The 12,904-nt window shown below is 57.4% G+C and carries 9 protein-coding genes; 7 read left to right on the top strand and 2 right to left on the bottom strand.

The features are described 5' to 3' along the window. Positions 1 to 26 precede the first annotated feature (26 nt). Positions 27 to 1,346, top strand: coding sequence for a type III glutamate--ammonia ligase (gene glnT / locus ACU0FH_RS22285; RefSeq protein WP_446196866.1), 1,320 nt, complete (start codon positions 27 to 29; stop codon positions 1,344 to 1,346). Between the two features lie 114 nt (positions 1,347 to 1,460). After that, on the top strand, positions 1,461 to 2,105 hold the full coding sequence (locus ACU0FH_RS22290; protein WP_446196867.1) for a helix-turn-helix domain-containing protein: 645 nt from the start codon (positions 1,461 to 1,463) through the stop codon (positions 2,103 to 2,105). A gap of 93 nt (positions 2,106 to 2,198) precedes the next feature. Here ACU0FH_RS22290 and ACU0FH_RS22295 read toward each other — a convergent pair whose 3' ends face one another. After that, complete coding sequence (locus ACU0FH_RS22295) at positions 2,199 to 2,387, bottom strand: hypothetical protein (RefSeq protein WP_446196868.1); 189 nt, start codon at positions 2,385 to 2,387, stop codon at positions 2,199 to 2,201. Positions 2,388 to 2,398: 11 nt separating this feature from the next. Here ACU0FH_RS22295 and purU point away from each other — a divergent pair, with 11 nt between their 5' ends. From purU to ACU0FH_RS22320, 5 genes are all read left to right on the top strand, one after another. Then, positions 2,399 to 3,283: a formyltetrahydrofolate deformylase gene (gene purU / locus ACU0FH_RS22300; protein ID WP_446196869.1), complete on the top strand. Its 885-nt coding sequence runs from the start codon at positions 2,399 to 2,401 to the stop codon at positions 3,281 to 3,283. 670 nt (positions 3,284 to 3,953) lie between these two features. After that, complete coding sequence (locus tag ACU0FH_RS22305; protein ID WP_446196870.1) at positions 3,954 to 4,799, top strand: sulfotransferase family 2 domain-containing protein; 846 nt, start codon at positions 3,954 to 3,956, stop codon at positions 4,797 to 4,799. An 18-nt stretch (positions 4,800 to 4,817) separates the two neighbouring features. Beyond that, a complete protein-coding gene (locus tag ACU0FH_RS22310; protein WP_446196871.1) occupies positions 4,818 to 5,810 on the top strand; it encodes a glycosyltransferase family 2 protein in 993 nt (330 codons plus the stop codon). A gap of 55 nt (positions 5,811 to 5,865) precedes the next feature. Further along, entirely contained in the window at positions 5,866 to 7,080 is a 1,215-nt protein-coding gene (locus ACU0FH_RS22315; protein WP_446196872.1) for a glycosyltransferase, read from the top strand. 610 nt (positions 7,081 to 7,690) lie between these two features. Then, on the top strand, positions 7,691 to 11,527 hold the full coding sequence (locus ACU0FH_RS22320) for a LamG-like jellyroll fold domain-containing protein (protein ID WP_446196873.1): 3,837 nt from the start codon (positions 7,691 to 7,693) through the stop codon (positions 11,525 to 11,527). 110 nt (positions 11,528 to 11,637) lie between these two features. Here ACU0FH_RS22320 and ACU0FH_RS22325 read toward each other — a convergent pair whose 3' ends face one another. Beyond that, entirely contained in the window at positions 11,638 to 12,903 is a 1,266-nt protein-coding gene (locus ACU0FH_RS22325) for an O-antigen ligase family protein (RefSeq protein WP_446196874.1), read from the bottom strand. Between the last annotated feature and the right edge of the window lies 1 nt (position 12,904).

Raw genomic sequence — 12,904 nt, forward strand, 5'->3', positions numbered from 1 at the left:
CCTCCAACAGGGAAAAAGGACCGCAAATGAAGGATCTCGCCAAATTCGCCAAGGACAAGGGCGTCAAGTATTTCATGATCTCCTATACCGACCTGTTCGGGGGGCAGCGGGCCAAGCTGGTACCGGCACAGGCCATCAAGGAGATGCAGAGCGAAGGCGCGGGGTTTGCGGGCTTTGCCACATGGCTCGACATGACCCCGGCCTATCCCGACATGCTGGCGGTGCCCGATCCTGAAACCGTGATCCAGCTGCCGTGGAAACCCGAGGTTGCATGGGTGGCGGCGAATTGCGTGATGGAGGGCGAAGAGGTCGCGCAGGCCCCACGCAACGTGTTGCGCAAACTGGTGGTCGAGGCCGCCTCCGAAGGACTGCATGTCAAGACGGGCATCGAGGCCGAATTCTTTCTGCTCACACCCGAGGGCACCGAAATCTCCGACCCTGCCGATACGGCGGAAAAGCCCTGCTACGACCAGCAGGCGGTGATGCGGCGCTATGACGTGATCTCGGAAATCTGCGACTACATGCTCGATCTCGGCTGGGGTCCGTATCAGAACGACCACGAGGACGCGAACGGCCAGTTCGAGATGAACTGGGAGTTTGCCGACGCGCTGGTGACGGCGGACCGGCACTCCTTTTTCAAGTTCATGGTGAAATCCGTGGCCGAGAAACACGGGCTGCGCGCCACCTTCATGCCCAAACCCATCGAAGGGCTGACCGGCAATGGCTGCCACGCCCATATCTCGGTCTGGGATGCCAAGGGCAAAAAGAACGTCTTTGCCACCGAAAAGGGCAGCGGCTCGACGGGCGAACTTGGCCTGTCCGAGCAGGGCGCCCAGTTCCTTGGCGGGATCATGAAACACGCAATCGCCATGGCCGCGATCACCAATCCGACGGTCAACAGCTATAAACGCATCAACGCGCCGCGCACCGCCTCCGGCGCGACATGGGCGCCCAACAGCGTGACATGGACAGGCAACAACCGGACCCACATGGTGCGCGTCCCTGGCCCGGGCCGGTTCGAGCTGCGCCTGCCCGATGGGGCGACCAACCCCTACCTGCTGCAAGCGGTCATCATCGCGGCCGGTCTGTCCGGCATCCGGACCAAAGCCGATCCCGGCATGCGGCACGACATCGACATGTATGCCGAGGGCCACACCGTGACCGACGCGCCGAAACTGCCGCTGAACCTGCTGGATGCGATCCGCGCATTCGATGGGGACGCGGGCCTGAAGGAGATGCTCGGAGCAGAATTCTCGGCCTCCTTCATCAAGATGAAACATCAGGAATGGCATTCCTATGTCTCGCACTTCTCGAGCTGGGAGAGGGACAATACGCTTGATATCTGACCCTCTGGCAGAGCCGCCGGTGTACGCGGGGGGTGTACAGGGGGTGTACAGCTTGTGCATCGATATCACCCCCATTTTTTCGACCTCTCGCGACTGCCAACGTGGCGTGGAAAAATGAGCGAAGTGGACGAGAGGCAGGGTCCGAAACCGCTGCGTCAGGACCCCCACGCGGTCGGAGAGACGCGCGAGAAGAACCTCGAACTGGCCATCGGGCGCCAGATCCGCGAATTGCGCAAACGCCAGCGCATGACCGGCACGGATCTTGCCGCCAAAACCGGTATTTCCGTCGGCGCGCTTTCCAAGATCGAAAACGGGCTGATCTCGCCTTCGCTGAATACGCTGCAGGCATTTTCGCATGCGCTGGGCGTGCCCATCGTGAACCTGTTCTCGGGATACGACCAGCCGCGTGGCGCGATGCATGTCAAGGCCGGGCAGGGGGTCGAGATCGAACGGCAGGGCAGCCGGGCGGGCCACCAGTACAACCTGCTGGGACATATCGGCGCGACAGATTCTGGCGTGGTGGTCGAACCCTACCTGCTGACCCTCACCAGCAAGAGCGACGTCTTCCCGGTGTTCCAGCACGAGGGCATCGAATTCATCTACATGCTCGAAGGCCAGCTTGACTACCGGCACGGGGATCAGCTCTACCGGCTTGAGCCGGGAGATACGCTGCTTTTCGACGCCGACGCGCCGCATGGGCCGGAAATGCTGCTGGAATTTCCCATCCGCTATCTGTCGGTCATATGCTATCCGCAGTGACCGCCCCCCGCGCGAGTCACCTGGCGGTCTGAAAGCCGCTCCCGAAAACGCCTCAAAGCCCGCTCGATGAGCCTCTTAGCGATGCTTTTTCGGTCAAGCCCGCTTGGCTTTCGCGTCGTTCTCGCGCGATAGGGTGACGCTTTTGCCGAAGCGTGTAAAATAAGCGCTAAACGGGTGTTTTTTGGCGTTTTCTTTTCCTTGACCGATGCCTTTCTTCGCGCCAACACATGCGCCAGCCATCGGTTTGAACCCTCCCGCAAAGCCCGTCAGGGCCGGATCCAAGGAATACCAGAATGAACGACTACATCCTGACCGTCCACTGCCCCACCCGACGCGGCATCGTTGCCGAGATCTCGACCTATCTTGCGGATAAGGGATGCAACATCCGGGACCTGCATCAGTTCGATGACACCGAGACCGGGCATTTCTTTTCGCGCATCAGTTTTGACAGCGAAACCGGCACCACGATCGACGCGTTGCGCGAAGGGTTCGGCCCGATTGCCGAGACATTCGGGATGACCTGGGATTTCCACGACCCTTCCAAGAAGATGAAGGTCGTGCTGATGGTCTCGCGTTTCGGACACTGTCTGAACGATCTGCTCTACCGTTGGCGGATCGGCGCGCTGCCGGTCGAGATTGTCGCGGTGATTTCGAACCACCTCGATTACCAGAAGGTCGTGGTAAACCACGATATCCCTTTCCACCACATCAAGGTGACCAAGGAGAACAAGGCCGAGGCCGAAGCGCGACTGCTGGGCGTGGTCGAAGATACCGACGCCGATCTCGTAGTGCTTGCCCGTTACATGCAGATCCTGTCGGATTCCCTGTGCCAGAAGATGTCGGGACGGATCATCAACATTCACCACTCCTTCCTGCCCAGCTTCAAGGGCGCGAACCCCTACAAGCAGGCCTTCGAACGCGGCGTTAAGCTTATCGGCGCAACCTCGCATTATGTTACGGCGGACCTCGACGAAGGCCCGATCATCGAACAGGATACCGTGCGCGTCACCCACGCCCAGTCTGCCGATGATTACGTCAGCCTTGGGCGCGATGTGGAAAGCCAGGTGCTGGCGCGCGCGATCCACGCCCATATCCACCATCGCGTCTTCCTGAACGGCACCAAGACGATTGTCTTCCCGGCAAGCCCCGGTTCCTACGCGTCCGAACGGATGGGCTGATCACGACGTTTGACAGCGATCACAGTTAATTATCTGTGGTCGTTGGGGCATGCCCTCCCGAATGGTTTCCGGCGCCAGTGATCTGGCGCCGCACTCATTTGCCCATCTCAGATCTCAGGCAGGGGATGATTTGTACCGCAAATACGACCTGAGGTGCGCCCCTATGCTGGGCGAAGAAGGTTAAGGCCCTGATATTGTTTGAACTAACTAGGAAAGATCTCTTGCTTGATCGGATACGGCTCTTCTGCGGCCAAGTTGCGGTCATCTCCGCCAATTCTTCCAACGACAAATGAATTGATTTTACGGGCAAGTTTTATTAACAAAGAAAGACTTACTTTGTATCAATAGATTTTCTGACCACTTTTGACTTCTTGAACACTTTTACCGAATAGCATTTCGCTGACTTCATTAAATTACCGAGATGTGGCTCTAACAGACAGGCCTCACTCTCATTTTCTGACCCCAGGATGACGACATAGGCTGCCGGACTCAGCGGGAAGATTCGTTCTCAGACGCGCTAAAACATGTTAGATTGCATAATAAATAGACAGACACGCCAGGTTTCTTCGAATTTTGGGGACACATGGGGCCTGTATATGCTGCATGTCGCAATTCTGACGATAAGAGAACGGATAAGGTCAGTTGAGGGGCTTCAATTGTGAGGCAAGTAATGATCGACATTACCGCAGACCCGGCCAGTCTTGACGCAAACCGCGTCCTCGATACGCGCACCTCGCTGAACCGCAATGGCCTCTCCCGTTTGCAGAACGGCCTCGACAAGTTCATGGGGCTCGGGCGCAATCATTTCTGCCTTGTCGTGAACGGCAAGAAAATCGGGTATTGCTACATCCGGAAAAACGGCTGTTCGAGCTTCAAGAAGATGTTTCTGGACCAGTCGCCGCATGGCTATGACCCGGCAAGCCAGACGCGCCCGATCGATTTCATCCGTATGAACCATGTGATGAAGGACAATGACTTCGCGGCTTGCGATCATGTGGTTCTGGTCTATCGCGACCCGGTCAAGCGGATGCTCTCTCTGTTCCGCAACAAATTCATCCTGTGCAGCGGTGCCGATGATCTCCTTGCCAATTACGAACAGGTGACCGGGACTGCGCCTCTCGATGCAAGTTTCCGCAGCTTTGTCACGGATTACCTGCATCAGCCATGGGCGGCGCTGGACCGGCATACGCTACCGCAGCGCTACCATCTGAGACGGGCGGTCTATACCGATGTCATGCCCGTTGAAAAGATTTACGACCGGATGATCGGAGTGGTTGGTCAGTCGATGGCCGACAGGTACTTTCGCAGACCGGTGAACCGTACATCTGATGTCGAGCACGTGGAAATGGAGGGGGCTGACGTCATGCTGGTAGAGGCGTTGCGCGAGCATTATGCGCAAAGGCGTGTCTTACCGGATGATGCCAGCCTGCTGGGTGAGAATCTTGGTGAAGTTCTGAAGGATCGGTACCAGATGGATTTCGAGTTTATCGCCCGGTTTGAAACGCAATCGGTATAGTAGGGATGGGCACGCGCGGTGACTGATACAGGGAACAGTGTCGGGCAGACCAGTGGTGAGAAGTCCGGCCTCCCGACCGTTTCGGTTGTCATCGCTGCGTATAATGCCTCTGCGTGGCTCAAACACTCGGTCGACAGTGCATTGTCGCAAGAAGGTGTCGAGGTTGACGTCCTGATCGCGGACGATCAATCGACGGACGATACATTCGACGTGGCCAAGAAGCTTGCCGAAGGCGACCCGCGGGTGACTGCCATTAGATGCGCGCTAAATGGCGGACCCGGGGCGGCGCGTAATACCGCTTTGAACTTGGCCAAGGGGCAATGGGTCGCCGTACTGGATTCAGATGACCGGTATGCGCCGGGCCGGCTGGCCATGCTTTGTGACGAGGCGGAAAAGCAGGCCGTCGATATCATACTGGATGATTTCATCGCGCAGGATGAAAACGGTGTGCCGCTGGATGAGCGCAGCCTGAGCGATATTCGGGGCCCCGGTACGCTGACCATCACGGACTGGATCGGATTGAACCGGGTCGCTCATGGAGAAGTCAGCTTTGGCTATGCCAAACCGGTTATAAGACGAGACTTCATCGAGGCGCATTCACTGCGGTACGATGAGAGCCTGAGAAACGGAGAGGATTTCCACCTTGTCCTCGCCGCCATGAACGCGGGCGCAAGGGTGTGGTTTTCGGCGACACCCGGCTATTACTATACGCGGCGCTTGGGGTCGGTATCTCGCCGCGCGCAGGACGATCATTTGTGCGCGCTTCTGGTCGCGGACCGGGCAGCGGAGGTCCGGCTGAATGCCATGGGTGAAAGCGAAGCCCTTGCATTCATGCGTGACCGGCGCCGCAATCTTGAAAGCCTGATGACAAGCGAGCGGGTCTTTGGCGCGATCAAGGCGGCAAATGCGGCCACGGTGTTCAGCGAATTGATGCGAAACCCGCGCGCCACGCCCCGGATTTTCAGTCACGCACGAGAGGCAGTTACCAAACGTTTGCCGCGATGGCTGTAAAGCGAGGGATGGCACCATTCAGAACCTAGCGAGAGAAGGTCGTGGCGCGCTTATCGTGGCGCGTCGTCTGGATACGATGCAATCGGGAAGCAGCCAGTATATCTATGGCTATCTGAAGCTTTGTCGCGATGCCGGCTTGTCGACAACGCTGGTATTTACCCCAAGGCGCTCTTTTGGAAACCTTGCATGGGCGCGGGTCCACCCCGATTTCGCAGACGTCGTGGACGATATCGTCTGGCCACAAGCCGCGCGGTTTGGCGATCTGTTCATTTCGACTTCGCCCAAGGTATGGGGAAGGTTTCTGCGTCGCGCCCTTTTTGAAATGCGCCGCCGGATGTCCTCGGGTGAGAGTGAAAGGGTGCCGAGCCTGTTGGGGAAAGAACTGAGCGAGGACGAAGCGCAAGAGGTCATGGATCTGCTTGCGCCGTTGCGGGCGAATATCGTGACTGCGGAATACAGTAGTCTCGGCCCGCTATTGTCCGGCGCAGGAGATGCCTTTCGCGTCGTCTTTCTGCACGACCTGTTTTCCCTGAGAGCTGAAAGTTTCCTGTCGAGCGGCGGTCAGCCCGATCATCACGTGATTACGATGGAAGAAGAGGTTAACCGCTGCCGCGCGGCCGATCTTCTGATCCACGCGAGTTGCAGTGAATATACCGCGATGAAGGCCGTGTTTCCGCAGGTCGAGCATGTATGGATGCGGCCCACCGTGAATGTCCGGGACTTTGACGTCAGCGGCGGCGGGAAGCCACACGCGGTATTCATGGGATCGCTTCATCAGGGTAATATCGCGGCGCTAGATTTCTTGCGCCGGAAAGTCTGGCCACTGGTGCGTGCAGAGAAACCAGAAGCCAGAATGCACATCGTCGGTACGATTGCCTCGCTCGTTGATCGCGAAGAGGCGGAGCGCGAAGGTCTGGTGTTGATTGGGCCGGTTGATGATCTGTCGGAAATTGGCGGAGAGAATGCCATCGGTCTGGCGCCCATGGATCTCGGTAGTGGCATACCGATCAAGATCGTCGACTACCTTGCGCTCAGGATGCCAGTGGTTGCCACGTCAGGCGCATTGGCGTCCTTTGGCGGCGCGCTGGATGGATTGCTGCTTGAGCCCAAAGATCTACAGGGATGCGCGGCGGCAATCCTGGAACTGCTTGACGACGAAGACCTTCGCACAAGGCTGTCGGAAGGCGCCTCGGCGGTACGTGCACGTCTGTCGAACGACTCGCTGATCGAGTCGCTTGACCCGGCTCTGACGCTAGTCAGCGACAGATAAATCCCGGTTTCCCAGGCTTGAACCTCCCTAAAAACGAGTTGATTCGGCAATTCACGCCCGACGAGGTCTGAGTCCCGCAGGTTACCGCTGGGGCACCTAACGAATTCTCAGCAGAAGCTTGCGATTTTGGATTCAATTTGAGTCAAATTTCCGCCGATTACGAAGGGTCAGTTTTTAAAGTTTAGGCAATCAAGCGGATTGTTGCTCGTAAGACAGCATCTAATTCCGCTGTGTTTTTTTACATGTCGAAAAATCGCCGATCCAGGCGTGAGCGAAATTCCGTTGACGTGAATTTTTCAATTCGAAAAATTTCAGAGCGATGTGTATAATTGTATGAAAGTTAATAGAAAATTTGGCAAGATTATTTTTGGTTGATCGGCATTGAGCCGCCACTTTCAAATAGAAAATTAATAGACCATTAATTGCCAGAATTGCAGCTACTTTTGATCCGAAATTTGCCCATTTTTTGCCCTGTTTCACTAATAGGCACAAAGATGGTTAACGGTAGCATTAGTAACTTATTCATCAGTCGAACCCAGTTTCAGCGCGAGTCGAGGCAAATGACCTACGGCCAATTGGGTACGTCATCGGGACAGAGAAAGAGAGATAGATGAACACGGATGAGACTATGGATTCCGGCGGTGCTATGGACGCGAGCATGACATCGCATATGGGTCATGGCGAGAGCATGACGCTATTCCTATTCGATCCTGCGGAGGCCACACATGTAGCGGTTTCGTCGGGCAGCTGGACAGATCCGTCGACATGGAAAAACGGCAGGGTCCCCGGAGACGATGCCAAGGTTTATGTCCCGGAAGGGATCGAGGTGAAATACAATTCCACCTCCAATGCACGGCTCGAGATGGTGCGTGTTGACGGTGCTCTGGATTTCGCGACGTCCATCGACACGCACATGCGCGTCGAGACCCTGCTAACAGGTGTGAATTCCCGACTGACGATTGGCACCAACGACAATCCGGTCGATGCCAATGTCACGACCAAAATCGTATTCGCGGACGGGCCGATCGATCTTAACATCGACCCGGGACAATTGAGCCACGGGCTTATTGCCGAAGGGCATGTGGAAATCGTCGGCGCTGAAAAAGCACCTTATTCCGCAATGATCGGCGAAGCGCAGGCAGGCGCCAAATCCATCGTGGTTGCGGATGGCAACGGCTGGGCCGTTGGTGACGATGTCGTCGTGATGGGCACGACGCTGGGCAAGTTCCAGGATGAAGAGCGCAAGGTCGTCGCGGTCGAGCAGACCTCGGCCGGTCTCAAGCTGACCTTCGACAAGGCGCTGACTTACGATCACACCGTGCCGGAGGGGCACGATCTTTCCGTCTATGTCGGCAACTCGAGCCGCAATGTCGTGCTGACCTCGGAAAATCCCGAAGGTGTGCGCGGCCACGTGATGATGATGCACACTCCGGATGTCGAGGTCCGTTACGCGGAATTTGATGAACTTGGCCGTACGGACAAGTCTCTTCCCCTGGACGAAAACGGTAACGTCGCATCGCGCTATTCGCTGCACCTGCATGAGACAGGAACCGAAGCCGGCGCCGACATGGCCGTACTCTATGGTAACTCTGTCCATGGCTCGCCGGGCTGGGGCATCGTTCAGCACTCGAGCGCCGCAGCGGTGGATTTCAATTTTGTCTACGACATCAAGGGCGCGGGTATCGTGTCTGAGGACGGGAACGAGACCGGTCAGTGGATCGGCAACTTTGTCACCGGTGTTTATGGCGACGGGACCAAGTTCTCGATCCAGCGTGACGAGTTGAACGCCGATTTCGGCCATGCCGGGGTTGCCTATGAAAACCAGGCTCGCCAGATCACGCAGCAGGACAATATCGCGGCGAACTCGAACTTTGGCTGGACCTTCCGGGGCGCGGAGACAAGTGTCGACAACCCTGACCGGGATGCGCTGGCCTATGATCCGGCGCCGCTCAAGGGGGTTCTTAATAACGAAGAACCCGCGATCATCGATTTCAACGACAACACGGCAATTGCCGTCGGCACGGTCATCGATACCGGACACCGGCAGGAAATCTCGATCACGACGGATTTACGGAGCAACATCGACGGTCTCACGGCTTGGGAAGTTGACCGTGTTTTCGATATCTTCAGCTACACCGGTGAATACGTCATCAAGGATGGCCTGTTCATCGGCGCGGCGGCAGGCGCGGGCCGTGCGATCCGAATGCCGACCAAGCACGAATCCACGTCGATCATCGACACGCATTTCGAGAACTTCCGTGTCGCGATCTCGGATGTCGGCCTGAACCACGAAGGCGTCTATGTCGGCAATACGTTCACCAATGTCGGCGACAAGGTAGAGTCGACCTTTTATGGCGAAGAACGCCTGTGGGCGCACAGCGATATCAATCCGGTCAGCCGGGTGAAGCTTGAAATCGACGCGAGCTCGGACCTGACGATGGGCCCCCGTGATCACGAAGTGACCATTACTGGGACGATCACGGACAGCGCGGGTCAGTTGCGTCTCGGGTCGAACAAATGGGGTGACAAGGACGCGCATGAACGCGAGGGGATCACCACCGACGACAACATGATGGGGCACCCGACACCGGAGGATCTGCTGGCCATTCACGGCGCGCTGCAGGTTGACGGCGGCTGGGTGATGCCGATTGCGATCTGGATCACCGACCGGGTAACCGGCGAGCATTTTGCTTTCCGGATCGACATCGATCTAGTCGGGTACACGAACGAGTTCCTGTCGCAGTACGAAATCTCCGAATTCGTGATGCCCGACGGCGATCTGAACATCATTGATTCATCGGTCAGTTCGGGTAACGGCGGCATGGGCGGTGGTCACCATGGCGGTGGCACCGACCCGGATATGGGCGGTGAAGACCCTGACATGGGCGGCGAAGATCCCGATACCGGCGGAGAAAACCCCGACACGGGGGGCGAGATTCCTGACACCGGCGGTGAAAATCCCGACACCGGCGGTGAGGAACCCGGAGAGGGCGGCACCGATCCCGAAGAGGGCAACGGCGGGTCTGAGCCTGTCGATCCTCCGGTAACGCCTCCGAGCGGCTCGGAATACGGCTCTTCGCTGTTCTTCGACAGCAAGGGCGTGGATGTGGGCCCGGTCAAACTCGACGGCGATTTTACCATCGAATCCTGGGTCAAACTGGCCGAAGGCAAGAATATCAACGCAGCGGATGCAATCGTAGGCGGGCCGAACTTCGACATCAGCTTCCATAACGGCATCCTGTCGGTGATGTCCGGTTCGATTGAAATCGCCTCGGCCAGTGTTCCGGCGGTCGATGGGGTCTGGGCCCATTACGCCGTGGTGCGCGAAGCGGGCGATGTCAAAATCTACGTGGACGGCAAGTTGTCCGGCCAATCGAGCGGCCCGTGGAACGATTCAATCTCTATCGACACGCTTGGTGACGGTCTTACCATGTCCCGTGGCTTGATGGGCGCGCTGGACGAGGTGCGGATGTGGGATGAGGCGCGCAGCCCGGCCGAAATCACCAGCAGCATGTATTACAGCATGGACGCGAGCGAGATTGATGGCCTGTCAACGGCGTTCAGTTTTGATGATGGTCAGAGCATGGGCAACGATACCACGTCGGTCAGCGACAGTATCGTGTTTGTCGGAGAGCCCGCCGAAGAGACTGGCCCTTTCCTTGAAGTCGGTTCGGTCACAACGGCGCAAACGACGGCAGACGGCTGGATGCATGTCTCGTTCAGTTCGCAGATCGAAAATGCGACCGTGGTCATGGGGCCTGTCTCATTCGGGTTTGAAAAGCCGGCCTTCGCAGCGGTTCGCAACGTGACCTCAGAGGGCTTTGAATTCCAGATCGAGGAATGGGCTTATCAGGATGGTACTCACGGTGAGGAAACCATCTCGTGGATGGCGATGAGCGAAGGTACCTACACACTTGGCGATGGGCGTCAGATCACCGCAGGCACCATGGATACGGGTCTTCAGGGGCAAACGAGCCTCAACCTCAGCGGCATGGGTAGCGATGTTTCGGTCTTCTCGCAGGTGCTGACACAGAATTCCGGCACGCCTGTGGTGGCCCGGATGGACGACAAGGGCAACGGAACTTACGATATTGCCCTGCAGTCCGAGGAAGCCGTGTCGGCCAACTGGTCACCTGAACAGCTTTCGTACATCGCGATCCAGGAAGGCGGGGATGCCGCGTCTGGTCTGATCGCCGGTTCGACGAGCGGTATCGGTAGCAAGGTCACCTCCGTCTACGGCGACACCGAGCTGGATGCCGAGGCATTTTTCGCCACCATGGCGTCGACCAATGGCAACGACACCTCGACGATGCGCCTGAGCAGCCTGGGCAATGGCGTTGCTGACATCTTTGTTCAGGAAGAACAGTCGAAGGATTCAGAAGTCCGCCATGTCGGCGAGGATGTCGACTGGATGTTCGCAGACACCGGGACTTTCGATCTTTTCTAAGGTCTGTAGCGGCTCGCTCCCTTCCCCTTCTTAGGAAGGGGAGTGCAAAACGAAAGACCGCGACGGGTTGCCCTGTCGCGGTTTTTCAATTTGATGAAATGCTAAAAAGTTCATCGCGCGCCGTGTCTTACCCTGTGGCGGCCCGGATATTTCGAAGCGTAGATCGCGCCGATCCAGATCAGAATGTTGGCGAGCAGCAGAGGTTTCATCATTTCGCTTTCGACCATCGCGCGAATGGTCTCGACCACAACCACGGTCAGGAAAAAGATAAAGGGCATTCCACCGTGCCTGAAGACCAGCGTAATGATCCGGACGATCGACCAGAGTGCCACGGGTAGGGCGATCGCCAGCCCGATCAGCCCTTGGTGCACCGCGATTTCATAGAAAGAATTGTGAAACGAAAAAATCTGGTTCGGGTTCTTGTGAAATTCAGCAAAAATTTCGCGCACCAGATCGTTATCGGAATAGCGCCAGAAGCCCCGTTCGCCAAAGCCGATGTAGGGGCGTTGCCGAATGACGTCCTCGGCGTAGCTCCACAGCTGCGTTCGACCTGTCAGGGTGCTGCTCTTTCCGAGGCTTTCCAGCAATAGGGCGAAGGGCGAGCCGGGCAAACTGCTCAGGATCACCGGTGCCGCAGCACCCAGCACCCCGGCAAGTAGAAAGACAAAGACAATACGATCCGGGGGCGTGCGTGCACCCTGACCGGCTACGAAATGGGCGCCCAGCGTGACACAGAAGATCCCGAGTGCAAGGACAAGTGCGGTTGCCGAGTGACTGGCGAGGATCAGCAAGAAGGCCAATCCCAATAGGGCGGCCGCGAAGATCCTTAATCCCCGTCGAATGTGCCTGTCGAGCATCGTGCAGACCGATGCGCTGACCAGCAAAAGCATTTTCGCGCCCAGCATGTTTTTATGAGCGAATATCCCTGTCATTGCGCCATCATGATAGGACGTGATGAAGAGGCTGAGGATGGCGCATAGGCCTGACGCGGCCAGAACGGCGAGCACGATCTGGCGCGGCGTGAACCTCGCCGCAAGGAGGACGGCCAGCGTGACCGTCAAGAACAGCAAGATCGCGCTGCGTAGCGCCTCGGCCGGGACTTCCACGAATGGAACGGTGACGATCTGCCAGAGAGGAAACAAGAGCAGGGGCCAGCACTTGGCCATCAAGGGAAAGGTGACCTGCCGATCAAGCAGAAAGGACAGAAAGAAGTACCCGGCGAGAGGGTAGAGCAAAAGTTCATCGCGCGGAAATGTCGTGAAGGTCACCAGAAACCAAAGAACGATCAGCAGGTTTTGTATAGCGTTTGCACGTTTGAGCGTGTGCGGCGGCCGACCGATGGGTTGGCTGAATGTTTCTGTGCTCGCGTAGGCCATG

This window comes from Heliomarina sp. (genome assembly GCF_052826185.1).